The organism is Ensifer sp. ENS06 (assembly GCF_014852205.1).
In the GTDB taxonomy this organism is placed as follows: Bacteria; Pseudomonadota; Alphaproteobacteria; order Rhizobiales; family Rhizobiaceae; genus Ensifer; species Ensifer adhaerens.
On record NZ_JACVBC010000011.1, the window covers coordinates 1 to 26,737 of the forward strand.

Consider the following 26,737-nt stretch of genomic DNA (forward strand, 5'->3'; position numbering starts at 1 on the left):
TTACGTTACCGCGATAAATCCCATCGGGATTTACGCTTGGCGCGGGGTGGAGCAGCCCGGTAGCTCGTCAGGCTCATAACCTGAAGGCCGCAGGTTCAAATCCTGCCCCCGCAACCAAATCAAAAAAGCCCGCATGGAGAAATCCAGCGGGCTTTTTGGCGTTTAAACCGCAGGGAAAAGACCCGGACGGGCGCAAGCGGGCAGATCAGGCAACGTTCCTGAGACCTGATCGCGCCCCGCAAGTCCGAGAGCAAGACGCCGTAACGCAGTGAGCGAGCTTCGCCGGGCGCTTACGTAGTCGCCACCAAAGCCGCGACATGCCATCACATGATCGCAGCCACGCCCGTTTCGTGGTCAAGCCCGTCCCTCAACGCACTCTCGCCCGACGCCTGCCGTCGTCGGCCCACGTGGCTTTCCACGGGGTCGAGCCATCTCCTCGACTTCCGCCGCAATCTTCGCGCGGAAAGACCGAACCGAGTGATCCTTTTAGTTGCTAAATTTCTTTATTTGCTTTTTCAAATAGCCGCCCCTCGTCATGCTGGCGCCTGGGGCTTGGACCCGAATTCAGCACGACAGAGTTTGATGAAGCACATCACCATCCCCACCGACAGTTTCCTGGACGGCAACCGGTTTCGCGTCGTCACCCTGCGGCTGGCACTGATCTACGCGGCGGCCGAATTCCTGATCAGCAGTCCCATCTGGCTCACGATCGGGGACAATCCGCTGAAGCCCCTTCTCGGCAAGCTGGCGCTCGAAGCGGTCTTTGTCTTCGTCGCCATCCTCCTGGCGCAGCTTCTCAGCCGGATGCGGCGGCAGAGCTATGGCCGGCAAATCGCGGCGTGTCTGTTGCTGTCGCTGGTCAGCTCGCTCGGCATGTCGCTGCTGGACGCCTATCTCTATAGCCTGATCATGCTGCCCGTGGTCGTGCCGTTCAGCATCATGGATTACGCCTATGCGGTCTGCTATCGCATGTCGATCTTCTTCGGCTGGTCGTTCCTCTTCGTCGCGTTGCTCAATCACATGGACGTGCGCGACCGCGACCTGAAGCTGATCGCCTCACGCGAAGAGGCGCTCGCGGCGCAAATGCGCGCCCTGCAGTACCAGATCAACCCGCATTTCCTTTTCAACACGCTTAATTCCATCACCGGCCTTGTCGAGGAGGGGGCCTCCGAGCGGGCCGAACGGATGATCATGTCGCTTTCGGCGTTCCTGCGCTCGACGCTGCAGCTCGACCCCATGCGTGAGCTCAGGCTTGCCGACGAGATGGCGCTGCAGAAGGAATATCTCGAGATCGAAAAGGAGCGGTTTTCGGACCGGATGCGCGTTCGGATCGACATTCCCGGCGAACTCGAGGATGCGAAAGTTCCAAGTCTCATCCTGCAGCCTTTGGTCGAGAACGCGGTCAAACACGGCGTCGGTCGTTCCAGCAGCACAGTCGAAATCCTGATCCGCGCGGCAAGGCGCGGGGACAGGCTCAATCTGATCGTCGAAAACGATGTTGCCGCAGCGACTGCGGCGGGGATGACGCACGGGCTCGGCATCGGTCTTGCCAATGTGGCCCACCGCGTCAGGACCCATTTCCCGGAGGGAGCTTCGCTGACAGCAGGCCCGATCGAGCCGCGCAAATTCCGAGCCTCGCTCGATATGCCCTTGATACTTGTTTGAGGCAGAGGAAGAGGCTGGCGGACGGGCCGGCGAGGTTATTGTCTGACGCCGCCCGACTGGGCGGCGCTGTCGTTCATGCCGATGGTAGCATCCCCGTCAATCGTCGACGACGGACCACTTGTCGTCCGGATCGAAGCGGTCGATGAAGGGTACGATTGCTTCCGTGCTCGGCCCGAGGTCGCGCTCGTAGACGATACCCTGCTGGTTGACGACGAAGGTCTTCACGCCCGTCTCCGCATAGGTGACCGGCCAGGCGATCAGCGCAAAGCCGCCGATCATGTTGCCGTTGATCACATAGTCGTAGCGACCGCCGGCAATGTTGTCGCCCTGCGAGGTCAGGATACGGAAGCGGTAGCCGAAGTATCCTTCGCCAGCCTTTGCCTTTTCCAGGGCCGCTTCGCTGATCGAGTCTCCGACGGGGCTTTCGCCATCCCCCTGGTCGGCCGGCCAATAGAGACCGTCGGTCTGGCCGGGCGTGCTGATCAGCTTCTGGGCATATTCGAGCACGCCGTCGGAGTCGCGATCCTCAGAGGCGTATTCCTTCTGGGCATCGACATAGGCCTCGACCGTGTCGATCGCCTGCAACTCGTTCTCACCGACGCGACGATTGACGATCTCTTCGAGCCCGACATAGGTATCGAAGGCCCATTTGCCGTCATCGCCCTTGGTGAGCGGGAAGGGCAAGGGCCAGAGCCGGTCGCCGATCTGCAGGATCTTTCGACCCTCCAGATCGCGAACGACGACATTGCGCGCTGCCCCTTCGCGGATAAGAGCGAACGTATCCTTCACCCCTTCGCTGTCTTTCAGCTTCTCCGCATTCAGCCCCAAAAGTTTTGCCAGGCCGTCGAAATCATCCGCGGCCAGCCTTGCCTTGAATTCGCCGATGGCTTTGTCCGGATCGTCGAAGACCGGCGGGTCTTCTGCGGCGGCATAGGCATCGAGCCCAACCACCATCTGGTCCGCCGGCGGCTGATCGGCCGACGGTTGGTCTCCTGCAGGCTGATCGCCGGCAGCTTGATCGCCAGCAGGTTTATCGGCAGGCGGTTTGTCCTGCGAATAGGCGGAGCCGATCGGCGTCGCTACCAGAACCAGCGCCATCGCTGATCCCAGGAGAAGGGAATTGAAGAGCTTTGTCATGGTCGTTCTCCTGTGATCCGATCAACGTCTGCGGCCGCCGCCGCCGCGTCCGCCACCGCCACGGTGCATCGGCGGCCGGCCGCCACCACGGCTCATCTGTGGCCGCCCACCGCCGCGATGACCACCGCCAAGGCTTTGCCCGCCGCGGCGTGACGAAGCGACCTCACGCCGTCCGGAATTGACATTGCCAAGGCCCGATGGCTTCTTCGGCCGGTTCTGCGCCTTTGCCGCCATCTTCTTCTTGCCACCGCTGCGGTTGACCTGCGACGGCTTGTTGCCCGGGCGATTGATGCTCGGCTTTCCGTCCCCAGCGCGGGCCTTGGCGATCGCCTGACCGCCACCGCCGCCGCCGGGCCGAGCCGCCGGTCTCTGCTGCGCTTTCAGCCCGTCGAGCGTGCTCTTGCGCACATCCCTGATCTGGCCGCCGCCACCTCCGCCGGGCCGTGCGTTCGGCCGGTCGCGATTGATCTCGGCGGCGCGGTTGCGCAGGTTGTTGTTGCCGTTCGCCTTGATGTTGTTCTTGATGCTGTTTCGGTCGAAATGCTGAAGCTGGTCACGATTGAAGTTGATCTTGCTGCGGTCGACATTCTTCCAGTCGACGTCGTTCCACTTCACCTTGCCGTTGATGTTGTTGAAGCAGTTGTTGCAGTCGATGTCCATGTCGCCGCCGTTCCAGCGGCCACCCCAGACGCCCCAATCGTCCCAGTCGACGATCGCGGCGAAGGCCGCACCCGTGACCGCGCCGGCGAAGAAGGCCGCACCCGGATACCAGTAGGCGGGATAGGGCTCGTCATAGTAGCCGATCGGCGCCGGCGCATAGTTCGGCTCGTAGAGCATCTCCGGCGGATACTGCGGCACGTAGATCGTTTCCGGGTTGGCCGCCTGGATGACGACGTTGTCGCCTTCCTGGACCACCTTTACCTTGTCGTCGGTCTTGATGATGTTCTTGGCGACCGCCTCGTCACGCAGTTGCTGGATGGCCATCAGCACGTCTTTCTGCTGATTGGCGATCGCATCGCCGAAAGACTGCGTCCACTCGAGATCCTCGCTCATCATCTTGACGATCTGGGGGTAGTTCAGCAGCGATATGATGCTGCCGTCCCAGTCGTCTTTCGGCTTCATGTCGGGTTTCTTCTCGCGAGCCTCAAGAAACCGTTCTGCCTCGACGATCTGCAAAGGATAGAGTGCGGCGGCGGAAATGAGCGCCACCAACTCGTCCGGGTAGAGCGCGATGCGCGCCACCAGCACCTCGAGCTCATCGTCGCTGAGCGGCTCGGGTGCTGTCTGTTGTTCCTGAGCAGCCGGTGCGGCTGCCGTCTGCTGTGCAAGAACCGCCGTGACGGGTGTTGTTATCAAAACCGCGATTGCGCTGCCGAGCGCGATGATCGTCTTTTTGATCATCTATCCAGCCTCCCTCGTGTATTGGGCAATGGCACGGGCGCTTGAACTGGCGCGCGGGACAGCCCCCTGTCGACGCTTCTTGTTCTGCAATTTCAAGCTGATCGCGCAGCAGTCTCTGACCACAGCCGTCATCAGTCAATGGAATCTCTAGAGGAGGCCGGCGGATCGGGAAGCCCGGCAGGCGTATTCTACTGTATGTTACTGCCCCACGGTTGCCGTGGGCGTGCCATCCACGTGACGGTAGAGCTTGCAACTTGCAAGGTGCCGGCGAGCATAGAGCTGCGGGTGTCGGCTGTTTCGCGTGAGGGGGAAGGGGCTAGCATGGACGAGGATCCTTCCCGATCGAATGTGGTCCGCAACGGAACGAACGGGTCGCCTTCCATCGAGGCGAAGATCACGGATATCGCCCGGATCGGCATCGTCGGGCTTCTGGCCTACTGGTCTCTGACGCTGATCGCACCCTTCGCGATCATTCTGATATGGGCGGCAATCCTCGCGGTGGCGCTCTTTCCAGCCTATGCCAGGCTGGGACGCCTGCTCGGTTCGCGGCGCCTTGCCTCATTCCTGATCACGCTGATATGCCTCGCCGTCATCGTCGCCCCGCTGACTGCGATCGCGGTCAGTTTTGCCGAAGGGTTGCAGGCGCTGCTTGCCAGGCTTGCCGACGGTTCGCTGAGCGTACCGGTCCCGCCGGAATATATCCGCACGTGGCCTGTCGTCGGCGAGCGCATACATGCGGTCTGGAGCATGGCGTCGGGCAATATCGAAGCACTGCTGAGCAAGATCGAACCGGCGCTGATGCAAGCCGGGACCAAGGTTCTCGGCAAGGTCGCGAGCGTCGGCGCCGAGGTCTTAAGTTTCGTGGTCTCGGTGTTGATCGCAGGTTTTCTCTTCGGTTCGGCGGAGCGGCTGGCGGAAATGGCACAGCGCTTTGCCGGCAGGATCGGCGGCCAGCGGGGCATCGGTTTCCTCAAGCTGGCGACGGCGACGATCCGCAACGTGGCGCGCGGCGTCATCGGCGTGGCGCTGCTACAGGCATTTCTGTGCGGACTGGTGCTCAGCCTGTTCGATGTTCCGGCGCCTGGCGCGATTGCCTTCGTCGTGCTGATCCTCTGCATCATCCAGATCGGCCCCGCGCTGGTGTTGCTGCCCGTCATGATCTGGGCCTGGTTCACCATGGATTTCGGTCCGGCGCTGTTGCTGACGATCCTGTTGATCCCGCTGTTCGTCATCGACAATGTGATGAAGCCGATCCTGGTGGCACGCGGGCTGTCGACGCCGACGCTGGTGATCCTGCTGGGGGTGCTTGGCGGCACGCTGTCCTACGGCCTGATCGGTCTTTTTCTCGGGCCGATCGTGCTGAGTGTCGCGCATGATCTGCTGATGGTCTGGGCGCGCTCTGATGCGGCGCCAGAGAAGGCGGCTGAACCGGCCGTCCGCGACGGCGAGCTTGAACCCGGCAATATCTGATCAGCGTATCGCGCTGGTGGTACCTGCCTGCTGATACTCCGCTTCGGGCACAGCAACGCCGGCGGCGCGCAGGCCGTCGAACAGGCGGTGCTGATCCTCGGGACGGTGAAACTGAAGGGCAATCGCTTGCCCGAGGTTACCGAAGAGAGCCGGGGCGTTGGGCTCGAACCACTTTCGCTCCTCACGCGCCTGGTCCGCCTTGCCGAGCTTTCCGAGAATCGCAAGCAGCAGGACCCGGTCGGCCGGGTTGGCGCCCGGATTGGCGAGGCGCGCCCACCGTTCGGCGGCGACGTAGTCGCCGGCGAAATAGGCGCAGCTTGCCAACCCCCTTTCGAAAACGCCAGTTTGGCCGAGGTTGCGTTCGATTGCGTCCGACAGGAGCTTGCAGCCCGCATCCCATTGGCCCGACTGCGCGAGCCGGAGGCCGTATGCGCCGGCAAGTTCGGTGTCGTTGGGATTGATGGCAAGCGCGCGGGCGCCGACGGCCAGGGCAGCATCGACTTCGCCGCGAGCGAAGAGGACGAGCATCTGTGCTTCGAGGGCGCGAACGTCGAAGGGGGCAAGATCGACGGCGTGCGCCGCCGCTTCGCCAGCCTGTTCCAGCAGCCCTGCTGAGGCCGAGGGATCGAGGCCATTGCTCAGCGCATCTATATAGCTCATCGACAGAAGCGCCCAGGCGGTGGCGTAGGTCGGGAATTGCCGGGTCGCGCGCTGCAGGCACTCCTCGGCGGAGCGACGGGATTGCGGATCGATGTCGCCGCGATGGTCGTAGTAGGTGAGGGAGCAGGCATAGGCCTGCCAGCCCTCGGGAACCGAACGCCTGAGTTCGGCTGCGCTTGCCTGGAAGATGGCCCCATAGGGTTCTGCCACCGCGCTCGAGACCGCGGCCGCCGTCCTTGCCTGCTGATCGATGACGTCGCCGGACTGCAGTCGTTCGTCGTAGGTGTTCGCCCAGACGACCGCCCCGTCGGATCGCTGGATGAGCCTCACGACCAGCCGCAGCCGCTCTGCCTCGAGCCTTACCCGTCCTTCAAGCGCATAGGTTTGATCGGCCGATGTCCGTAATGGATCGCTGACCGTGACCGGTACAATCTCCTTGAATTTGGCGAGGTTGCTCACGACTTCGTCCGTCAGCCCCTGCGCCATCATCGCCGATTGCCGCGTCCCCGAGATGTCCTCGAAAGGCGTGACGATCACCTTCGGAATATTTGGCCGACCGGCCGCCGTACTGTTGTCACCGGAAAGAAGCAGCAAGCCGGCCGACAGACCGGCGAGGCCACAGACAAGCGCCGCAGCGCCAAGCAGGATGCGGCGGAGATGACGCCAGCCGACCGGCGCGGCGTCGGACGGTGGCATTCCGCTTTCTCTAACGGCTGCTGGCTGCTTTTCGGCTCGTCTTTCGAAGGTCGGCACATAGGCGCCCTTCGGCATCCGGATCACGATCGGGTCGCTGCGTCCGGCGACGAGGTAATAGCGTTCGAGTGCCCGACGAATGCGGCCCGCCTCGATCCGAACGGCGGGATCCGTTTGCGGGTCGAAGGAGGAATCCCGGCCGAAAACCTCGGTGGCAATGGAATAGGCCTTGATGCGGTCGCCGCGCCCGGCCAGCGTTTCCTCGATGACATAGGCCAGGAATTTACGGTCGCGGTCTGGAGCATCGAATTCGGCGCTCAGGCGAATGCGCTCAAGCTGTGCCAGAACCTCCACGCTGCTGGGCGGAGATATGGTCGGTTCAACGCCGACGTCCTGCTGGTCCCCGATGGCCATCACGCGCCTCCATGGGCACAATGTGAGATTGTATCCGGCGGCAGTGTAGTCTCCCGTATCCTACGCACCGGTTCGGTCGGAGCGCAACATTTATTCGCGTCGGGCTTCACGTTCCCTGCCGAGGTTGCGCGGGCGGGCGCTGACGATGCCGAGGACGCGGCGCGCGGCCGGGCGTTTCGCTCGCCGATGTCATTGATCAGCGCCGAACGGGAAGCGGCAGCGGCATTCCCGTCCGCCGATACCGGTTTGCCTTCCTTCGACCGCAAATCGTGGCAAATGAAGTCGACAAGGCTACTAGGTACGGACGCCGTTTCGAAGCGGGAGGCGTGGCTTGTCGGTGGGCGTGCGGAACATGTCCGCTGGCGCCGGGCGTCCGACGTGGAAACCCTGGACGTGATCGATCCGAAAGCGCCGCATCAGGGCCAGTTGCTCGTCGGTCTCCACGCCCTCGATCAGGATCTTGTGGCCGCGGTTGCGCACGAGCCCGATGATGTCCTGCAGCATCGCGCGGCCCTTCGGCGTGGCGCAATCGTGCAGGAACGACCGGTCGATCTTCACCGTGTCGAAATCGATCAGGCGCAGCCAGGAGAGGCCGGCGAAGCCGGTTCCAAAATCGTCCAGCCAGATGCGGATGCCAAGGGTCTCCAGGTCACTGATGCAGCGCAGGATGCCCGAGTGCATCTCCATCTCCAGCCCTTCGGTGATCTCGAAGGCGAGCCGGCTTCCGGCAACCCCGGTTTCTCCCAGGATCGCCGCGACCGAGGTCGCAAAGCCCGGCGTCTTCAGCTGGATCGGCGAGACATTGACGCTGACCAAGGGAACGTGATTGTCGACAAGCAGTTCGCGGCACACGGTCTTTATCGCCCAGCGGCCGAGATCGAGAATGGCGCCGGTCCGCTCGGCGACCGGAATGAACAGGCTTGGCGGAACCGAGGTGCCATCCAGCATCGTCAGGCGCATCAGCGCCTCGACGGCATCGACCTCGCCGGTCGTCACGTTCGTGATCGGCTGGTAGACGAGGGATACCAGGTTCTGGTCGACGGCGATCTTCAGGAGGGCTGCGATGTTCTCGCTCTCGTCGCTGCTCTGCGGATCGTTCGGATCGAACAGCTTCGAGCAGTTTCGCCCGCTCGCCTTGGCCGCGTAAAGCGCGCGGTCGGCCTCGTGGATGATTTTCTCGAGCTTGGCGCCGGTGTGATTGCGGGTGAAGGCGGCGCCGACGCTGACGGTGACGATGGACACGCCGTCGCGTCGCTGCTCGTGGATCAGCCCCATGCTTTCAACCGTGCGGCAGATGACCTCCGCAAGCTCGGCCGCCTGCTCGCGCGTATCCAGGCGAGCAAGGACGATGAACTCCTCGCCGCCGTAGCGGCCGATCGAGCCGTGATAGTTCCTGATCGCTTCGCCGAGCGCATTGGCCACGAGAATGAGGCAGCGGTCGCCCTCCTGGTGGCCGTAGCAGTCGTTGTATTTCTTGAAGAAATCGACATCGATCAGCATGGCGGTGAAGTTCTTGCCGAGCTTCTGCCAATCGTTCCAGTAGTCGCGCAGCTGCTGATCGATGGCGCGGCGGTTGTCGAGACCGGTCAGCGGATCGGTGTTGGACAGCCGCAGAAGCGCCATTCCTCGCTCGGAAGCTTCGTTCTGCTGGATCTTCGCCTCGAAGGCGTTGAGGAAAACCTTGTAGCGCTCGCGGTTGAGCTTCCAGTTCACATAGGAGGTGAAGACGAAGCAGGAGACGTAGAACGTTCCGAAGGCGATCAGGTAGGCCGGATCGTGTTCGGAGAAGAACGACAGCGCGATGAAAAACGTCACCAGCACGATGCTGGAGGCGACCACCGAGAGGCGGAACCGTAAGCTGAAGAAGAGATTGGCGCCCATCATGAAGATGGCGCCGAAAATCATGTAGTAGGACATGCTGCTCGTATCGGCCGTCATCATCGCCGGAACGAGCCAGCCTATGTAGCCGAAGACGAGGGCTGCGGCGCAGGTGCCGTCGAGCCATTTGGTCTGGGCCTTCAGCCGAAACAGGATCTCGAAGGTCAGAAGCGAGCCGATGCCGACAAAGAGGCGCGAGACGATCGTGTAGAAGGCGACGTCGGGGACGAGCAGGATGTCCGGGATGAAGAAGAGCAGGTAGACGACGACGGCAACCCACAGCCCCTGCCGGGTCGAGGCGCGCCGGCCAGCCTCGCCCTCCATGCGATAGAGGGTCTGAAGCTCAGCCAGGTGCGGCCTGTGCGGCTGCTTGTGTAGGTCGATGTCAACTACGTCGGCCAACGTGTGCTTCATGCACTGATCCATCGCGCTGCGTCACGGTCAACGGAAATCTGTCGTCGCTTTTCCATCAATGGACGTTGTTTCGGACACTCCCTGCGTGTTCGCCGCAGCCCATATGCAACAAGGGCGGGAAACGCTGCGAGGCATGATAGGAGGTGTCCATTAAGTTTTGTTAAATTAATGGGTCAGGGCATCTGCGAATCGGTATCACCCAAAGGGGTGAGCTCCGAGTATTTACCTTATTATATACAAAAACTTGCATTCCGAGCCGTAATGCGCGCATCTTCGCGACTATTGTTAACAAAGCTTTAACGGATGGTCTCGCGTGCGCCAATTTCAGACTGTTTTCGACGGTCAGAGCCTCATTACTCCCAAGGCAATGGCTGATGAGTTCGTTTCGCCCCGCGGCGAACGACATGACGAACAGCTCTCGACCGCTAAGGCCGAGCTCGCATTGATTCTCAGGGTCGCTCAGGAACAATTCATTCAAGGAACGGATGCGTCGAAAATTATCGACCGGCTCGCGGCCTCCCTCCACCAGACCCGTGCCAAATACCACCCGAGCGTGTGGCAGGAGCTAATCCCGATCGCCCAGGATCACCCGGTTTCGGAGTACTTCCTGCAGGATCCGTTCACCCGGTGGTCGTTCGACAAGCCCAGGGGATATTCGGGTGACGCGCAGTTGCTCGACTTCATCTACGGCCATGCAAGCGTTGCCGGCGAAATCGAGCAGGCGTCGCCGGTCGGGCGCGCCCTTTACGACTACACGAAGGACGCTTCGTCCTCGGTGGCGGTGCGCGAACGCCGCGATATCCTCACGCGCCACGTCGACGAGATCGCGGCGAGCCGGGGTTCCGAGGCGGAGATCCTGACGATTGCCGCGGGTCATCTGCGGGAAGCCAACCGGTCCAAAGCGCTCGAGGAACGCCGCATCAAGCGTTGGGTGGCGCTCGATCAGGATCCTCTCAGTGTCGGATCGATCAGCCGCGATTTCTCCGGCACGGCGATCGAAGCGGTCGACGGTTCCGTTCGCAGCCTGCTCGGCCGCGACCAGAAGCTCGGCACGTTCGACTTCATCTATGCGGCTGGTCTCTACGACTATCTCGCCGACAAGGTGGCCATCAAGCTGACGCATCGCTGCCTGCAGATGCTGAAGCCGAACGGCGTCTTCCTTTTTGCCAACTTCGCTCAGGACATCGGTGTCGACGGTTACATGGAGACCTTCATGAACTGGGCCTTGCTTCTGCGTTCCGAATTGGACATGTGGAACATCATCCACAAGAGTGCCGGGAAGTCTGCGATCGACGCGCGCGTCTTCTTCGGTGCCAACCGCAACATCGTCTACGGCGTCATCCAGAAGCATTCCTGAGATTGCTTCGACGAACTGCCTCGGCTTCAAGCCGAGGCGGGCCGGCAACCGGAGACCGCAGGGTGCCGAAGGGCCGCTGCGGTTTCGTATTTCTCACGCTCAGTCTTGCGTGCGCAGAAAGCGGCTCAACAGGCGGTGTAGCAGCACGCCTTCCTCCTTCGGCTTGAAGCCGGGATCGACCGCGACCCTGCTGAAGATGCCGTCGATGATCGCGGCGATCCAGCGGGCAGCGCCCTCCGCGTCGAGGGTCCTGTCGATCTGGTTTCGGCTGGCGGCGTTGCGCAGGAGTGCCACGAGCGCCGACTGGAGTTCCGCGTCGTTCGTCGCCGCGAGCGTCCCGATGCGCTCGTCACGCATTGCTTCGGCGGCGATTTCGAGCGCGAGGCTCGAATAGGCAGGATCGCCCGCGAGTTCGAGAACGCTATCCATGAAGCCCAGCAAGGCGGCGAACAGATCCTCCTCTTCGCCCAGCTTTCGGAAAATCTCCGCCGTTTCTTGACGTTCCTCTTCCACGATCGCTGCGATGATGGTGTGCTTGGTCGGAAAATAATGGAAAAGATTTCCCGGGCTCATGCCTGCCTCGGCGCAGATCTCGGCCGTCGACGTGCCGTGAAAACCCTTGCGCGAAAAGCAGGCGATTGCCGCATCGAGAATCAGCCGACGCCTGGCCGCATGTTTTTCGGGGTCGATCTTGCGCATCGCCGGTTCTCCTTGCATGCCGTTCAATTATTAGATCAAGCACTCTGATTTCGGTGGGCAGACGATCGGTGTCAAGGCCGCCGGCCGTTTGCACGATCTCCGCCATCTTCCCGCAATGCTCGTGTGTGATCTGCCTTACAATTGTCGCGTTTGATGAATTCTATTGTTAGATTGAATGATCTAATAAATTATCGACGCCCTTTGCCCGACCCGGGATCCGGTATCGCAGGCGCATCACGCCGCCGACCCCGCCAATGGAAAGCCAATGAAATGAGACGTACAGTTGAGTTGAACGTCGCTCTCGCAGCGTTGCTTGTGATTGCGGCGGCTGCTGGTCCGGCGCGCGCCTCGGGGGAGGCCGCCGCCTCAGTTCCCGCCCCGTCTGCCACCCGCACGGTAACGACGCTTGTTGCCGACAGCCGCCCACAGCAATGGACACGCTCCTTTGCCGGCATCTTCGTTGCCCGCGAGGAGATTGCCGTCGGCACAACCTTGACTGACCAGCGTATCGCCAGTGTCGAGGTCGAGATCGGCGATCGGGTAGCCGCGGGGACGGTGCTCGCCCGGCTGGAAACCGACATGCTGGAGAACCTGCTGCGCGAGGCCAAGGGCCGCGTCGCGCGCGCCAGTGCAGCGATGGCGCGGGAGGAAGAGACGGTCACGCAGGAACAGCGAAAACTCGCGCGCGCCCGCCAGTTGAGCCACCTTCAGGCCGCGACCATTCTCGAGGAACGCGTCTCCGCGCTCGCCCTTGCAGAACAGGCAGTCGAGGTCGCGCGGGCCGATTACGACCAGGCGGAAGCGCTTGAGGCCGAGGCGCGCCGGAGGCTCGATCGTGCCGTGATCGTGGCACCTGCCGACGGGATCGTTTCGGAACGGCTGGCGCGCGCCGGTGCGCTTGCGGGCTCGGACCCGCTGCTCAAGCTCATTCGTGGTGGCGAAATCGAGTTTGCGGCCGAGGTGCCGGAAACCGAACTGCCGTTGCTCGCGGTCGGCCAGCCCGTGAAGGTCAAGCTTTCGGGCCGAGCCGACTGGCTCCAGGGGCATGTGCGGGTAATCAACCCGAAGATCGACCGCGAGACCCGCCTCGGCACCGCGCAAGTCACGCTGTCCACCGAGCGCCCGCCTTTCGCGGGCACGTTCGGCCGGGCGGAGATCGTGGTGGGCGAACGCAAGGCGATCATGGTCGACGATTCCGCCCTGCTTTTCGGTGCGCCGGATGGCGCCGTCTCGGTCTTCGTCGTCGATGGGGGCCAGGTCGTGCGCAAGTCGGTCAAGCCGGGCATGCGCCAGGGCGGCAAGGTGGAGATTACCTCGGGCCTTTCGACCGGCGAACGGGTCGTCCTTAAATCCGGGGCGTCGCTGCGCGAAGGCGAAGCGGTCGCAACGAAAGACGTCCAGCCGACGCAGACGGGCGACCAGCAATGACGAGCAACATTTCCGCCTGGGCGATCCGCAAGCCGGTTCCGACGATCGTTCTCTTCGTCGTGCTGACGCTGATGGGGATCGCCTCGTTTCTGAGGCTGCCGGTCAACGCCAATCCGAGCGTATCCTTCCCGATCGTGACGGTGACGATCACGCAACCGAGCGCACAGCCGGGCGAAATGGAAACGCAGGTGACGCGCCGCGTCGAAGGGGTCGCCTCCGGCCTTGTCGGGGTCAGTCACATCCGCTCGACCATTACCGACGGCGTCTCCACGACCACGGTCGAATTCAAGATCGGCACGGATCCGGACCGGGCGGCAAACGACGTGCGCGAGGCCGTGGCGCAGATCCGCGCCGACCTGCCGCAATCCATTCAGGAGCCGATCGTCTCGCGCCTCGACGTCGACGGCAGCGCCATCGTCTACTACGCCGTGCGGGCGCCCCACATGTCGGAAGTGGAGCTGTCCTGGTTCGTCGATGACACGATCACCAGCGAACTGCTGACACTGCCCGGCGTGCAGAAGGTGCAGCGTCTCGGCGGCGTCAGCCGCGAAGTGCGCGTTTCGCTCGATCCCGAACGGCTGCTGGCGCTTGGCGTGACGGCCGACCAGGTGAACACGGCGCTCAGGGAAATCAACATCAACATCCCGAGCGGTCGCGGCGAAATCGGCGGGCGCGAGCAGTCGATCCGCACCGTCGGCAGTGCCGGCTCGGTGGACGAGCTCCGGCAGCTTTCGATCCCGCTTGCAGGCGGCCGCTGGCTGCAGCTCTCCGACATCGCGACGATCGAGGACACTTCGTCCGAGCCGCGCAGCTTTGCCCATTTCGATGGCGAACCGATCGTGAGCTTCTCGGTTTCGCGCAGCAAGGGAGCGAGCGACACGGTCGTTGCCGAGCGCGTCATCGAGCGGCTGAAGGAAATCCAGGCGCGCACTCCCGGCGTCGAGATGACCGAGCTGATCTCTCTCGTCGAGTATACGCAGGAGAGCTACGATGCGGCCGTCACGGCCCTGATCGAAGGCGCACTTCTGACCATCGTCGTCGTCTTCGCCTTCCTGCGAAACTGGCGGGCGACGCTGATCTCGGCGCTTGCCATGCCGCTCTCCATCCTGCCGACCTTCGCGGTGATGGACCTGCTCGGCTTCACCCTCAACGGCATCAGCCTTCTGGCATTGACGCTGGTCATCGGCATTCTTGTCGACGACGCGATCGTCGAAATCGAGAATATCGAGCGACATGTCGACATGGGCAAGCGGCCGTTCATCGCGGCAATCGATGCGGCCGATGCGATCGGCCTTGCGATCGTCGCAACGACGCTGACGATCGTCGCCGTCTTTGCGCCGGTGAGCTTCATCGGTGGTGCGGTCGGGCAATATTTCAAGCAGTTCGGCCTGACCGTCGCGATCGCCGTTCTGTTCTCGTTGCTGGTGGCACGCCTGCTGACGCCGCTGATGGCGGCCTATCTGTTGCGGCCGAAACCTGGTCACGGCCATGCCGTCAAGCCGTCGCGCATCAGCGACGCCTATCGCAGCATGCTCGGCTGGACCCTCGATCACCGCAAGACCGCGCTTTCGATGGTCGCGCTGATCTTCGTCGGCTCGATCGCGCTTTTGAGCATGCTGCCGACGGGTTTCATGCCGACGAGCGACAGCAACGTCTCGCAGCTCAAGATCACGCTGCCGCCCGGCACGAGGCTCCAGGAAACCGCGCGCATTTCCGACGATCTGGTGGCCAAGCTCAAGGAACGCAAGGAAGTCGAGAACGTTCTGGCGACGACCGACAGTCTCAACGAGGTATCGCTGCGCATCAAGCTCAAGCCGCGCAAGGAGCGTGAACTCGACCGCAAGTCCTTCGAACTTTCGTTGCGGCCCCTGCTGGCGGAGACCCCCGACATCCAGGCAACCTTCTCCTCGACCGAAGGCGCGAAGGACCTCTCCATCTACCTGACGGGCGATGACCCGGAAACGTTGATGGCTTCGGTGCGGCGTCTGGAAAACGAGATGCGTGCACTCCCCGGGCTGGTCAGCGTTCGGTCGACCGAGCCGCTGCTTTCGCCCGAGCTTCTGGTCAAGCCGCGCTTCGACGAGGCGGCAAGGCTCGGCGTGTCGGTGACCTCGATCGGCACCGTCGCCCGTATCGCGACGATGGGCGACAGCGAGAGCAACTCCGCGCGGTTCAACCTCGGTAACCGCCAGGTGCCGATCCGGGTGATGCTCGACCGGTCGGCCCGCGGCGATTTCGACACCTTGCGCAATCTGCGGGTGGGCACGAATGCGGGTGCCCTGGTGCCGTTGACGTCCGTCGCCGACGTCTCCTTCGGCGCCGAGGAAAGCAGCGTCGAGCGTCTCGATCGCAAGCGTCTGATCGCCGTCGAGGCAAACCTCAACGGCATGACGCTCGGCACGGCCTTCGAGGCGATTTCGGCATTGCCGGCCATGAAGGAACTGCCCGCGGGCGTGACGCAGGCCAACTATGGCGACGCGGAATACATGTCGGAGATGTTCCGCAACTTCGCCCTGGCGCTGCTTGCCGGCATCCTGATGGTCGTGGCGGTTCTGATCCTGCTGTTCAAGGATTTCCTGCAGCCGGTGACCATCCTCGTTGCCCTGCCGTTGTCGATCGGCGGCGCGGCGCTGGCTTTGATCCTGTTCGGTGCGGCACTCGACCTTTCGTCGATGATCGGGATCCTGATGCTGATGGGGATCGTCTGCAAGAACTCGATCCTGCTGGTCGACTATGCGATCGAGTGCCGCAACGACGGTGCCGACCGGCGCACGGCGCTGCTGACGGCGGGCGTCACCCGCGCGCGGCCGATCATCATGACGACGATCGCCATGGTGGCGGGCATGGTCCCGGCAGTCATCGGCGTCGGCGCCGGTGCCGCCTTCCGCGCGCCGATGGCGGTTGCGGTGATCGGCGGCCTGATCACCTCGACGATGCTGAGCCTTGTCTTCGTGCCGGTGATGTTCACCGTGATGGACGACATCAACACGAAGATGGGCCGCTGGCTGAAGCGCTTCTCCTCCGTGACGGACGAGGACCACGCGGCGGATGCGGCCCGGATCGGCAAGGAGGGCGCACCCGGCGCCGCCGGATAGCGTCCGCGCTGTTCCCGGCATGATCATTGTCGAAGCGCGCTGCATGGGTGTCCGTGCAGCGCGCTTCGCGCATTCGGGCCAAGGCGTATGTCTGCGTTCTAGTCGAAATAGTTGACGAGGCGCGTGTCGCCGACGGCATGGACGCGGCAGTCGACATCGAAGATCGCCTGCAACCGCGACGGCACGATCATGTCTTGCGGCGGTCCCTCGAAGGCGAGGCGGCCGCCCTGCATGGCGACGATGCGGTCGGAATAGGCGGAGGCGAAGTTGATGTCGTGCAGCACGACGACCACCGTCTTGGCGAAATCGTCGGCCAGCCGGCGCAGGAGCTTCATCGTCTCGACCGCATGCTTGATGTCGAGATTGTTGAGCGGCTCGTCGAACAGCATGTAGTCGGTGTCCTGGCACAGCACCATGGCGATGAAGGCGCGCTGGCGCTGGCCGCCGGAGAGTTCGTCGAGAAAGCGGTTCTGGTAGGGTTCGAGCCCGAGATAGGCGATCGATCGGTCGATATGCTCCGCATCGGCCGCGGTCACCCGTCCCTTGGAATAGGGATAGCGGCCGAAGGCGACGAGGTCGCGCACGCTCAAGCGCGCGCTGATGTGGTTGTCCTGGCGCATGATCGACAGTCGCCGGGCTAGCACGTCGCCGGCGGCGCGGCTGACGTCGAGGCCGTCGACCAGCACCTTGCCCGTATCCATCGGCATCAGCCGGCTGACGATCGACAAAAGCGTCGACTTGCCGGCACCATTTGGGCCGATGATCGAGGTCAGGCCGCCTGCGGGTAGCGTCAGCGACACCCGGTCGACGACCGCGGTGCCGCCATAGGATTTCGTTACCTCTTGGATCTCGATCATCGCGCGGAGCCTCGGACGAGCAGGAAGATGAAGACTAGGCCACCGAAGAATTCGATGACGATGCTGAGCGCCGTGTTGAAGGAAAACAGCCGCTCGAGGATGACCTGGCCGCCGACGAGCGTCGCGACCGCGATAAAGACTGCGACCGGCAGGACGAAGCGGTGGCTGGCGGTGGGTGACAGCTGCCAGGCGAGACTTGCAACGAGCAGACCGAAGAAGGTGACCGGCCCGACGAGCGCGGTGGAGACCGAGACCAGCACGGCGATCAGCACCAGGAGAAGCGTCACCACGCGCTGATGGTCGACGCCAAGCCCGATCGCCGCCTCGCGCCCGAGCGAGAGCACGTCGAAGGTGGGCGACAACCGCCACAGGACGAAGGTCACGGCGAGGGTGGCTGCGGCGGCAATGCCGAGCAGGTTGGCATCGATACTGTTGAAGCTTGCAAACAGCCTGTCCTGCAGGACGATGAAGTCGTTGGGGTCGAGAATGCGCTGCAGGAACGAGGAGAGGCTGCGGAACAGGCCCCCGAGAATGACGCCAACCAGCATCAGGAGATGCAGGCTACGGCTGCCGCCGGAAAAGAGGGCGCGGAACAGGAGCAGCGACAGGCCGACCATCACGGTCGTTTCGAGCGTGAACTGCATCTGCGGGTTTATGCTTGCCGCGCCGGCGGCGCCGAGGAAGAACACCATGACCGTCTGCAGCAGCGTGTACATGGCGTCGAAACCGATGATCGACGGCGTCAGGACGCGGTTACCGGAAATTGTCTGGAACAGCACCGTCGAGACGGCGATCGCGTAGGCGACCAGCACCATGCCGAGAAGCTTTGTGCCGCGGAAAGAGAGGATGAAGCTCCAGCTTCCCTTCGCGCCGATGGTCATGAAGGCGATCATCGACAGTAGCGCCAGCGCAGCGGACGCAAGAAGGACGGTCGACGGAGAGATCCGCTTGGCATCAGCCTGCATGGGACCGCCTCGAAAGCAGGAGATAAAGGAAGGCGAGGCTGCCGATCACGCCCATGACCGTGCCCACCGGCACCTCGTAGGGCGCAATCACCATCCGCCCAACGATGTCGCAGGCGAGAACCAGCCCAGCGCCGGAGATGGCGACCACTGGCAATGTGCGCCTGAGATTGTCGCCAAGGGTCAGGCTGACGATATTGGGAACGACGAGGCCGAGGAACGGGATCATACCGACGGTCGCAACCACCGTCGCCGTGACCATGGAGACGATGGCAAGTCCGAGGATGACCACCTTGTCGTAGTCGAGCCCGACATTGCGGGCGATCGCCTCGCCCATGCCAATGACGGTGAAGCGCGCGGCGGTCGCGTAAGCGACCAGCGTCAGCGCTAAACCGATCCATAGCAGCTCGTAGCGTCCGCGAAGGACGACCGAGAAATCGCCGGACATCCAGGCGCCCATCGACTGCATCAGGTCGTAGCGATAGGCGATGAAGGTGGTAACGGCGTTGACCACGCCGCCGAGCATGAGGCCGATCAGCGGCACCATCAGCGCCGAGCGCAGCGGAACGCGGCGCAGGATCTGCAGGAACAGGGCGGTTCCGGCAAGCGCGGTCAGGGTGGCGAAGGCCATCTTGCCTGCCACCGGCAGGCCCGGCGCGATCAGCATGGCCAGAAGCATTCCGAGGGCGGCGGACTCGGCGGTGCCGGCGGTCGACGGCTCGACGAAGCGGTTGCGCGCCAGCATCTGCATGATCGTGCCGGACACGGCGAGGCCGGCGCCTGCGAGCATCAGCGCCAGTGTGCGTGGCAGGCGGCTTTCGACGACCAGAAGCCAGCCGCGGCCGTCGTCGCTGGCCGCAAGACTGCCGACACCGGTAAAGACGCTGACGGCGGCAAGCAACAGGACGACCGGGATGGCGAACAGGACCGGCCTCATGGTTGCGTCACGCTCCAGCTGCTTTTCGTTCTGATCACCGCTCTCGTATCCGTGGCTGCATTTTTCCATCGACCGCCGCAACGAAACCCCTGAGGCTTGCGGCCGTGAGGAGGTGCTCGATCGAAGGCTCGCCTTAGTCATATATATGATCGGCTTCGTCAAGTTTTGTGAGGCGGGAATGACGCGGAATGCGCGCATTGCCCTCCCGGGAAAATCGCGCTAGGGAGGAGGAGAAAACATGAGGTAAATAGTCATGAATATATCTCCCTTCTCTAATGGTTTGCGCGGACTGCTCGTCGCGGCCGTGATGACGGTTGGCGGCGCATCGGTGGCGATGGCCGAAACACTGAAGATCGAACACAGCAGCGGCGTCACCGAGGTGGAGAAAAACCCGAAGACCGTGCTGGTCTATGATTTCGGCATGTTGGAAACGCTGGATATGCTCGGCGTCGCCGTCGCCGGCGTCCCCGGATCGGCCGTCCCGCCGTCGCTCGAAAAGTACAAGGCCGACACCTATGCGAAGATAGGCACGCTGTTTGAACCCGACTTCGAGGCGATCAATGCGGCGGAGCCCAACCTCGTCATCGTCGGCGGGCGGTCGCAGGCGAAATATGCTGAAGTCGCCAAACTGGCACCGACGATCGACCTGACCTCGGACGACAAGGATCTGATCGGCAGCGTCAAGAAGAATGCAGAGATCCTCGGCGAGATCTTCGGCAAAGAAGCCGAGATCAAGGCAAGCATCGCCAAGCTCGATTCCTCGATCGAGGCGCTGCGTGGCCTTGCTGCGGAACGTGGAACGGGTCTCATCCTGCTGACGACCGGCGGAAAGATCAGCGCCTATGGCAAGGGATCGCGCTTCGGCGCGTTGCATGACGTCTTCGGGATCAAGCCGGCCGATCCCGAGCTGCAGGTCGCGACCCACGGCCAGGCGGTTTCCTACGAATACATTCTCGAAACCAACCCCGACTGGATCTTCGTCGTCGATCGCGATGCAGCCATCGGCCAGCAGGCACAGCCGGCAGCGGCCCTGCTCGACAACGAACTCGTGCGGCAGACCAAGGCCTGGAAGGACGGACACGTCGTTTATCTCGACTCCGCCAAGCTTTACCTCACGGCATCGGGCCTGAAGTCGCAACAGGACATTGTCGATCAGCTGGCGCAGGCGCTGAGCAAGAAGTGATCGCAGCGGCGAGCCGCCTTGCGGTGTCGCCGCGTGGTGCCCGATTGCATCATTGAGTGACAGGCAGCGCGCCGCTTTCCAGGCGCGCTGGTCATGGCTGCCTCTTTCGGCGTTGCCTGACGTCGCCGGGCGCGGTTTTCGTTGCTGGAGCGGATTTCGGAAAAAGGGGAGGCCAACACCAAATACCCTTAACTCTTACGGTATTTTTCCGGTGTTGGCTCCGTTTGGAAGAACGATAATATCTTGATTTAGAGATTTTCGCTTTTTTGCTAAATTTATTTTAGTTTTTACTTTTTTATATAATTTATGCCCGGATTTAGGTCCGGTTTGTATGTTGACTTGCTTTACGCTTACTCGGTGGAACGCTGACGCTACTCTCCGGAGGTCGAGGCTTCTCACGGCTGGAAGCGCTTGGTGGCGCTCAGCCGGTCCCTTTTGATCTTCCGGAACGAACGCTCAATTTGACACCAAATCGCGTGGCGCGGAAGATACCAATTCTAGTTAGTGGTTTGTAATTACTGACACTTTCTCGCCTAGCCATCGACCGCAAGCCATTGGCGCAGCGAGGAAATCCCCTGCTTTTTCAGGGGCATCTGCCGACCGGTACCTCCGCGCTTTCCACGCTTTGCGCTTGGCTTCGGGCTATCGTCGACAGCAGCGGACGGGCCTCCTAGTACCAACTAAGTATTCCTGCGTATATCGGAGCGGAAGAGGGGGGTTAAGCGCGGCTGCACGAGGCCGCTTAACTAATCCATTTATCGCGCGCCGTCGGGTCCGTCTTGGCAGAAATGCATAGGACGCTCGCTCTGCTGGGGGTATCCTAGAGGCTTGTTTTTGAGAGCGTTCCGCGTCTTGGTAAACAGAACGTTAGCAATATAACCCAAAGATGGTTCGATTTATAACGATTTAAGTGCCCTTCCGGCGCTTCTCTAATCCTTTTGGGCTGTTTCGTTGCGGAGATCTTTACGTTACATTAGCTATCGCGAATTTTATCGCACAGGAATAATCGTGACGCATAAGTGGTTCCGAATAAATTTTTTGAAAGTGGGGCGTGCCCACGGCCAGACCGGGGCACCCATAAAAATAAATGGAAAAATCCTAGGAGGGCGTAATGTATCCTGGAAGCTCCAAAGTGGGTGATTTTGAAGATAACAACAAGGCTTTGTCACAAAAGAAAAAAATCGTAATGCTCGCCAAGATCGACCTGTTCGCCGAATGCCTGATGCAGGCCGTCGGGTCCAGGTTTCAAGGGCACGATATCGTCAGCTTCTCCGATCCCGACAATCTGCTTGACGGTAGTCTCGTCGATGTCACGCTGATCATGCTGTACCGGATGCCTCCCAAGTCCTTTCCGGCTATCTTGCGGACCATTCACGAGTTCCACCCGCGGGCATCGATTGGCCTGGTGGTGGAGAATGCCGAGGAACTCGATCCGTCGATTGCCGGCTTCGTCGAAGAGCGCCTCATCCATGGCGTCCTGCCGTTGAACCTCAATCTGGATGTCTGCCTTGCGGCCATCGACTTACTGATGAAGGGCGGCGAACATTTCCCGGCGGCTCTGCTGCGGCGGCTTTCTCCCGAGCCTTTCGCGGCGAACAGCCTTTATGGCCGGCGCGGGGAGGCCCCGGGCCAGACGACCGTTTCGGGAACAGGACGGCGCAAGCGCGATGCTGGCCCCGATGGCCTGACGACACGCGAGGTCCAGATCCTCGATCTGATCTGCAAGGGCACGCAGAACAAGATCATCGCGGACCGGCTCGGGCTGTCGGAAAATACCGTCAAGGTTCACGTCCGCAACATCTATAAGAAGATGAACGTTCGCAACCGTACGGAAGCGGCGTCTCGATACTTCACCAACGATGCGGCGACGGAGCGCAACGGCGACGTCCTCCTGTCGCGTTGGAAGAACTAGGCGCGACGTAAGGCAGACATTTGTCTGCTTGAGGGCTTGGCCGTCGTCGAAGGCGTGCCAAGTTCAACTCGGCCCCAGGTGCGTTCTCCTGGGGCTGATTCCCGAAATCAAATGCTACTTTGAGCCTGCCCCGGCGATTGGCCGGGCGGTCCCGCTGTGGCATGTCTCCTCGACAGGTGCGTGAAAGCTCGAAAGATCACACCGAAAATTACCCTAGAATATACTGGTAAATATTTCGTTACTTTTGGCCTGGATTGGCTGAAATGTAATCACATATGATTATGTCAATAGTAATTTGTTGTAATTTTGGATTATTTACTGGAAATAAATTCCATACATATTGACTGGACGGTTCGTATTTGATAATTAGCTAATATTGAAATTGAGAATCTAAAAAATATTGATTGAAATTGAATAGTTTATTTTTTGTCGGGTTGTGCGTGTCGTTGTAATAAAGAGAATATTTTTATTATCTATTGCGCTCGCATCCCGTCTCCAAATCACCAACGAAAATGGTGAGTTTAATAATTGGAGGTGCGCATGCGAAAGGTCGTCACGGGACCGCTGTCCGTGGTCGGACAGCGGGAGTTTCTTAAGAAGATCGCAGGAATACCGAAGAGAATACTAATAACGGGTGGAAGTGGTTTTCTCGGATCTCATATTTGCGAAAGACTTATTTCCCTGGGTCATACGGTCATCTGTCTTGACAACTTTTCGACCGGCCGGCGCGAAAATCTCTCTCATCTGGCGCAGGACCCCCATCTCCACATCATCGATCACGACGTTCGAAAGCCCTACCTGATCGATGCCGATGTCATCTTCAACTTTGCCTCCCCCGCGTCACCACCGGACTATCAGGCGGACCCGGTCGGGACATTGATGACGAACGTTCTCGGCGCGCTGCATGCGCTCGAAAACGCCAAGGCCACTGGCGCCACCGTCATCCAGTCCTCGACTTCGGAAGTCTATGGCGATCCGCTGACCAGTCCGCAGCGGGAAACCTATTTCGGCAACGTCAACACGATCGGGCCGCGAGCCTGCTATGACGAAGGCAAACGGTCGGCCGAGACGCTGTTCTTCGACTACCACCGGACTTACGGCGTGAAGATCAAGGTCGCGCGTATCTTCAACACCTACGGTCCGCGCATGCGTCCCGACGACGGGCGGGTGATATCCAACTTCGTCGTCCAGGCCCTCCAGGGCAAGGACCTGACGATCTATGGTGACGGGCACCAGACCCGTTCCTTCTGCTATGTCGACGACCTGATCGACGGTTTCCTCCGCCTTTCGGTCTCGGCCGACCCGTGCACCGGGCCGATCAATCTCGGCAATCCCGGAGAGTTCACGGTTCTCGAGCTCGCGCGAATGGTGCTTTCGATGACGGGCTCGCGCTCGCGCATCGTGCATCTGGCGGCGGCCACCGACGATCCTCGCCAGCGGCGACCCGATATCACCCAGGCGCGTGGTGAGCTCGCATGGGAGCCGAAGGTGATGCTGCGCGAAGGCCTCGAGCGCACGATCGCCCATTTCGACGAGCGCCTCAGTGCGGCCGGTCGCGCAGTGGCCGGAGAGGCGGTATGACATGTCTCGCGTCGCACTGGTCACCGGCGGAGCCGGCTTCATAGGCAGCCACACCTGCAAGCGTCTGGCTGAGCAGGGCATCGTTCCCGTCGTCTACGACAATCTCTCGACGGGGCATCGAGCCAACGTGAAATGGGGCCCCCTCGTGGAGGGGGCGATCGAGGACAAGGAACGACTGGCGGCGGCAATCCGGACCCATTCGCCCGAATGCCTCATCCACTTTGCCGCATCCGCCTATGTCGGGGAATCGGTCGAGGATCCGGGAAAATACTACACAAACAATGTCGCCGGCAGCATCGCGCTTCTGGAAGCCTGCCGGGCGACCGGACTTGGACGCATCGTCTTTTCCAGCTCGTGCGCCACCTACGGTATCCCGCCGCAGCTGCCGATTACCGAGGACATGGTTCAGCTGCCGATCAATCCCTACGGCCGCACCAAGCTGATGATCGAACTGATGCTTGGCGACTATGCCCGCGCCTACGGCATCCGCTCGGTGGCGCTGCGCTACTTCAATGCGGCCGGCGCCGATCCGGAAGGGCAGCTGACGGAAAAACACGATCCGGAAACGCATCTCATTCCCCGTGCGCTGATGGCGGCGGCCGGGCGGATCGACAGGCTCGATGTCTTCGGCGACGACTATGCGACACCGGATGGCACCTGCATCCGCGACTACATCCACGTGACCGATCTTGCCGACGCGCATGTGGCGGCGGTGAACTATCTGCGCGACGGCGGCGAGGTGTTGCACGCCAATCTCGGTTCTGGCCATGGGACGTCGGTCCGGCAGGTGCTGTCGGCCATCGACCGGGTCACCGGTCGGCCGGTTCCGGTGCAGATGCTGCCGCGCCGGCCCGGCGACCCGCCGGTTCTCTATGCCGACACGAACTGGGCGCGCCAGAGGCTGGGTTTCCGTCCGCAGCTTTCGGACATCGACACGATCATCGCGACGGCCGCGCCGAGCTTCGGCCTGGAGGTGCGCTCATGAACTGGTCGCTGGAAACCGCGAAACCGGATGAGACGATCGCCTTCCGGCAGAGCCGGAAGGCCGCTTCGGCGCCCGCCGCCCTGTTTTCGGGCCGGCTGCGACTGCTCCATGTCCTCGGCATTGCCGCATGGTTTGGCGCCCTCCTGTATTTCTGGCAGTGGTGGCTTGATCCTGCCCACGTCGTCGACTGGCCGTCCTATGTGCTGATCACGGTGGTCGTCGGATGGATCACGCTGCTGCCGGTCTATTTCATCGTGATCTTTTCCGGCGCGAAGGTTATGGCGGCAAGCGCCGGCCCGGTGCCGCAGGGGCGGGTCGCGATGGTGGTAACCAAGGCGCCTTCGGAACCCTTTTCGGTGGTGCGCAAGACGCTGCTCGCCATGCTCGACCAGACCGGCTGCGAATTCGACGTGTGGCTCGCCGACGAAGATCCGTCGCCGGACACGATTGCCTGGTGCGCGGCGCGCGGGGTGATGATCTCCACGCGAAAGGGCGTCGCAGACTACCATCGCTCTTCCTGGCCGCGCCGGACCCGGTGCAAGGAGGGAAACCTCGCCTATTTCTACGATCACTATGGCTACGAGCGCTACGATTTCGTCGCCCAGTTCGATGCCGATCATGTGCCGGAAACCACCTATCTCGTCGAGGTGCTGCGCCCGTTCAACGACCCGTCTGTCGGTTATGTCTCGGCGCCGAGCATCTGCGATGCCAACGCCGCCACCAGCTGGGCAGCGCGCGGGAGGCTCCACGCGGAGGCCAGCATGCACGGCTCGCTGCAGGCCGGCTACAACAACGGCTGGGCGCCGCTGTGCATCGGTTCGCACTATGCCGTTCGGACGAAGGCCCTGAAGCAGATCGGTGGGCTTGGGCCCGAACTTGCCGAAGACCATTCGACAACGCTGATCATGAATGCCCATGGCTGGCGCGGCGTGCATGCGCTGAACGCGATCGCCCATGGCGACGGACCGGCCAATTTCGCCGATCTCGTGGTTCAGGAGTTCCAATGGTCGCGAAGCCTCGTCACGATCCTGTTGAAATACTCGCCGGTCTACGTGCCGAAGCTGTCGCCGCGGCTGAAGTTCCAGTTCCTGTTCTCGCAGCTCTGGTATCCGCTGTTTTCGTCGTTCATGGCGCTGATGTTCCTGATGCCGATCGTGGCGCTCGTCTCCGGTCGGACCTTCGTCGCCGTCACCTATCCGGAATTTCTGCTGCATTTCGCGCCGCTCTCGCTGGTGCTGATCGCGCTTGCCTATTTCTGGCGCTCGACGGGCACGTTCCGGCCCTATGACGCACGCGTCCTGAGCTGGGAAGGCACGCTGTTCCTGTTTGCACGCTGGCCCTGGTCGATGCTCGGTTGCCTTGCGGCGGTGCGCGATCATCTGACGGGCTCCTTCGTCGACTTCCGCATCACGCCGAAGGGTGGCGGGGCCGCCGCGCCTTTGCCGCTGCGGGTGCTGATGCCCTATCTGGTGCTCTCCTTGGCATCGGCTCTGGTCGCCTGGGGTATCTCCGATGCCGGCACGGCGCGCGGGTTTTATGTCTTCGCCGGCATCAACGCGCTCATCTATGCGGGGTTGGTGGCGGTGATCCTCATTTGCCACGCACGCGAAAACCGGTTGGCCCTGATCCCGCGGTCGACGATGACGGCGGCGACGGCCGGGTGCCTGGTGCTGGTCTCGGTGCTCTCGGCTCAATCGGCCGTGCGCCATGGGGCCGAGGCAACCCAGGCGCTGTCGCACGGCCTGCAGTTCGTGAGCTTCACCGAAACGAGATACACGGTCGCCGGTGCCGGCAGCGGCACCAATCTCAAAACCGTTCGCTTCCGCCTGAAATGGAGAGGGTTTTCACAGCCATCCGACGGGCAGGCGCGCGGCGAAATCAGTGCATCGAATGTCATCCAGCAAAGTAACAGGGAAACGATAACGACCAGGAAGGTCGGTCGGTTTCATGTGCCGTCATGACGACGGCAAGCAGTCGAGTGTGTGTGGTCTCCAATGCGAGGAGAAATG

At 61.9% G+C, this 26,737-nt stretch carries 18 protein-coding genes and 1 tRNA gene; 11 read left to right on the forward strand and 8 right to left on the reverse strand.

Features of this window, described 5'->3' with window-relative positions:
- The first annotated feature begins 40 nt into the window (after positions 1 to 40).
- A tRNA-Met gene (locus tag IB279_RS27895) sits at positions 41 to 117 on the forward strand.
- 465 nt (positions 118 to 582) lie between these two features.
- Positions 583 to 1,665 (forward strand): sensor histidine kinase, encoded by a 1,083-nt coding sequence (locus IB279_RS27900; protein WP_192340076.1) that lies wholly within the window; start codon positions 583 to 585, stop codon positions 1,663 to 1,665.
- A 96-nt stretch (positions 1,666 to 1,761) separates the two neighbouring features.
- On the opposite strand, the gene IB279_RS27905 is transcribed toward IB279_RS27900, so the two are convergent.
- The gene (locus IB279_RS27905; protein WP_246802169.1) at positions 1,762 to 2,802 is read right to left on the reverse strand and encodes a DUF2950 domain-containing protein; all 1,041 of its coding nucleotides are present in this window, start codon (positions 2,800 to 2,802) and stop codon (positions 1,762 to 1,764) included.
- 21 nt (positions 2,803 to 2,823) lie between these two features.
- Positions 2,824 to 4,203 carry a DUF3300 domain-containing protein gene (locus IB279_RS27910; protein ID WP_034787232.1) on the reverse strand — a complete coding sequence of 460 codons (1,380 nt, stop codon included), beginning with the start codon at positions 4,201 to 4,203 and terminating at the stop codon, positions 2,824 to 2,826.
- A gap of 321 nt (positions 4,204 to 4,524) precedes the next feature.
- Here IB279_RS27910 and IB279_RS27915 point away from each other — a divergent pair, with 321 nt between their 5' ends.
- The gene (locus tag IB279_RS27915) at positions 4,525 to 5,673 is read left to right on the forward strand and encodes an AI-2E family transporter (protein ID WP_060517439.1); all 1,149 of its coding nucleotides are present in this window, start codon (positions 4,525 to 4,527) and stop codon (positions 5,671 to 5,673) included.
- Here the strand turns inward: IB279_RS27915 and IB279_RS27920 are convergent, their stop codons facing one another.
- Positions 5,674 to 7,440, reverse strand: a complete 1,767-nt coding sequence (locus IB279_RS27920) for a hypothetical protein (RefSeq protein WP_112771868.1) — start codon at positions 7,438 to 7,440, stop codon at positions 5,674 to 5,676.
- Positions 7,441 to 7,734: 294 nt separating this feature from the next.
- Entirely contained in the window at positions 7,735 to 9,732 is a 1,998-nt protein-coding gene (locus IB279_RS27925) for a bifunctional diguanylate cyclase/phosphodiesterase (protein WP_060517443.1), read from the reverse strand.
- A gap of 313 nt (positions 9,733 to 10,045) precedes the next feature.
- Between IB279_RS27925 and IB279_RS27930 the strand changes: the two genes are divergently transcribed.
- Entirely contained in the window at positions 10,046 to 11,089 is a 1,044-nt protein-coding gene (locus IB279_RS27930; protein WP_112771870.1) for a class I SAM-dependent methyltransferase, read from the forward strand.
- A 99-nt stretch (positions 11,090 to 11,188) separates the two neighbouring features.
- Here IB279_RS27930 and IB279_RS27935 read toward each other — a convergent pair whose 3' ends face one another.
- A complete protein-coding gene (locus IB279_RS27935) occupies positions 11,189 to 11,788 on the reverse strand; it encodes a TetR/AcrR family transcriptional regulator (protein WP_034787219.1) in 600 nt (199 codons plus the stop codon).
- A gap of 270 nt (positions 11,789 to 12,058) precedes the next feature.
- Between IB279_RS27935 and IB279_RS27940 the strand changes: the two genes are divergently transcribed.
- A complete protein-coding gene (locus IB279_RS27940) occupies positions 12,059 to 13,216 on the forward strand; it encodes an efflux RND transporter periplasmic adaptor subunit (RefSeq protein WP_181529555.1) in 1,158 nt (385 codons plus the stop codon).
- The gene (locus tag IB279_RS27945; protein WP_060581231.1) at positions 13,213 to 16,311 is read left to right on the forward strand and encodes an efflux RND transporter permease subunit; all 3,099 of its coding nucleotides are present in this window, start codon (positions 13,213 to 13,215) and stop codon (positions 16,309 to 16,311) included. The genes IB279_RS27940 and IB279_RS27945 overlap by 4 nt, the downstream gene beginning before the upstream one ends.
- A gap of 98 nt (positions 16,312 to 16,409) precedes the next feature.
- Here IB279_RS27945 and IB279_RS27950 read toward each other — a convergent pair whose 3' ends face one another.
- From IB279_RS27950 to IB279_RS27960, 3 genes are read right to left on the reverse strand one after another with little or no spacing between them, the layout of a single operon-like run.
- Positions 16,410 to 17,168, reverse strand: coding sequence for an ABC transporter ATP-binding protein (locus tag IB279_RS27950; RefSeq protein WP_060517449.1), 759 nt, complete (start codon positions 17,166 to 17,168; stop codon positions 16,410 to 16,412).
- Positions 17,165 to 18,133, reverse strand: coding sequence for an iron chelate uptake ABC transporter family permease subunit (locus tag IB279_RS27955; protein WP_060581232.1), 969 nt, complete (start codon positions 18,131 to 18,133; stop codon positions 17,165 to 17,167). Before IB279_RS27955 ends, IB279_RS27950 begins: the two co-directional genes overlap by 4 nt.
- The gene (locus IB279_RS27960) at positions 18,123 to 19,067 is read right to left on the reverse strand and encodes an ABC transporter permease (RefSeq protein WP_192340078.1); all 945 of its coding nucleotides are present in this window, start codon (positions 19,065 to 19,067) and stop codon (positions 18,123 to 18,125) included. The genes IB279_RS27955 and IB279_RS27960 overlap by 11 nt, the downstream gene beginning before the upstream one ends.
- Positions 19,068 to 19,320: 253 nt before the next feature.
- On the opposite strand from IB279_RS27960, the gene IB279_RS27965 reads away from it, so the two are divergent.
- The 5 genes from IB279_RS27965 (at position 19,321) to IB279_RS27985 (ending at position 26,689) form a co-directional block, all read left to right on the forward strand.
- On the forward strand, positions 19,321 to 20,250 hold the full coding sequence (locus tag IB279_RS27965; protein ID WP_034787212.1) for a siderophore ABC transporter substrate-binding protein: 930 nt from the start codon (positions 19,321 to 19,323) through the stop codon (positions 20,248 to 20,250).
- Positions 20,251 to 21,361: 1,111 nt separating this feature from the next.
- Positions 21,362 to 22,162: a response regulator transcription factor gene (locus IB279_RS27970; protein WP_060517453.1), complete on the forward strand. Its 801-nt coding sequence runs from the start codon at positions 21,362 to 21,364 to the stop codon at positions 22,160 to 22,162.
- A gap of 540 nt (positions 22,163 to 22,702) precedes the next feature.
- Positions 22,703 to 23,743, forward strand: coding sequence for a UDP-glucuronic acid decarboxylase family protein (locus IB279_RS27975; protein WP_112771872.1), 1,041 nt, complete (start codon positions 22,703 to 22,705; stop codon positions 23,741 to 23,743).
- A 1-nt stretch (position 23,744) separates the two neighbouring features.
- On the forward strand, positions 23,745 to 24,728 hold the full coding sequence (gene galE, locus IB279_RS27980) for a UDP-glucose 4-epimerase GalE (protein ID WP_034787210.1): 984 nt from the start codon (positions 23,745 to 23,747) through the stop codon (positions 24,726 to 24,728).
- Positions 24,725 to 26,689, forward strand: a complete 1,965-nt coding sequence (locus IB279_RS27985; protein WP_112771873.1) for a glycosyltransferase family 2 protein — start codon at positions 24,725 to 24,727, stop codon at positions 26,687 to 26,689. Before galE ends, IB279_RS27985 begins: the two co-directional genes overlap by 4 nt.
- Positions 26,690 to 26,737 lie beyond the last annotated feature (48 nt).

What these genes read in the sequence shown, in the direction of transcription:
- IB279_RS27900 (WP_192340076.1), top strand. Translation starts at nt 583, where the DNA reads ATGAAGCACATCACCATCCCCACCGACAGTTTCCTGGACGGCAACCGG.
- IB279_RS27905 (WP_246802169.1), bottom strand. Translation starts at nt 2,802, where the DNA reads ATGACAAAGCTCTTCAATTCCCTTCTCCTGGGATCAGCGATGGCGCTG.
- IB279_RS27910 (WP_034787232.1), bottom strand. Translation starts at nt 4,203, where the DNA reads ATGATCAAAAAGACGATCATCGCGCTCGGCAGCGCAATCGCGGTTTTG.
- IB279_RS27915 (WP_060517439.1), top strand. Translation starts at nt 4,525, where the DNA reads ATGGACGAGGATCCTTCCCGATCGAATGTGGTCCGCAACGGAACGAAC.
- IB279_RS27920 (WP_112771868.1), bottom strand. Translation starts at nt 7,440, where the DNA reads ATGGCCATCGGGGACCAGCAGGACGTCGGCGTTGAACCGACCATATCT.
- IB279_RS27925 (WP_060517443.1), bottom strand. Translation starts at nt 9,732, where the DNA reads ATGAAGCACACGTTGGCCGACGTAGTTGACATCGACCTACACAAGCAG.
- IB279_RS27935 (WP_034787219.1), bottom strand. Translation starts at nt 11,788, where the DNA reads ATGCGCAAGATCGACCCCGAAAAACATGCGGCCAGGCGTCGGCTGATT.
- IB279_RS27940 (WP_181529555.1), top strand. Translation starts at nt 12,059, where the DNA reads ATGAGACGTACAGTTGAGTTGAACGTCGCTCTCGCAGCGTTGCTTGTG.
- IB279_RS27945 (WP_060581231.1), top strand. Translation starts at nt 13,213, where the DNA reads ATGACGAGCAACATTTCCGCCTGGGCGATCCGCAAGCCGGTTCCGACG.
- IB279_RS27950 (WP_060517449.1), bottom strand. Translation starts at nt 17,168, where the DNA reads ATGATCGAGATCCAAGAGGTAACGAAATCCTATGGCGGCACCGCGGTC.
- IB279_RS27955 (WP_060581232.1), bottom strand. Translation starts at nt 18,133, where the DNA reads ATGCAGGCTGATGCCAAGCGGATCTCTCCGTCGACCGTCCTTCTTGCG.
- IB279_RS27960 (WP_192340078.1), bottom strand. Translation starts at nt 19,067, where the DNA reads ATGAGGCCGGTCCTGTTCGCCATCCCGGTCGTCCTGTTGCTTGCCGCC.
- IB279_RS27965 (WP_034787212.1), top strand. Translation starts at nt 19,321, where the DNA reads ATGAATATATCTCCCTTCTCTAATGGTTTGCGCGGACTGCTCGTCGCG.
- IB279_RS27970 (WP_060517453.1), top strand. Translation starts at nt 21,362, where the DNA reads ATGTATCCTGGAAGCTCCAAAGTGGGTGATTTTGAAGATAACAACAAG.
- IB279_RS27975 (WP_112771872.1), top strand. Translation starts at nt 22,703, where the DNA reads ATGCGAAAGGTCGTCACGGGACCGCTGTCCGTGGTCGGACAGCGGGAG.
- galE (WP_034787210.1), top strand. Translation starts at nt 23,745, where the DNA reads ATGTCTCGCGTCGCACTGGTCACCGGCGGAGCCGGCTTCATAGGCAGC.
- IB279_RS27985 (WP_112771873.1), top strand. Translation starts at nt 24,725, where the DNA reads ATGAACTGGTCGCTGGAAACCGCGAAACCGGATGAGACGATCGCCTTC.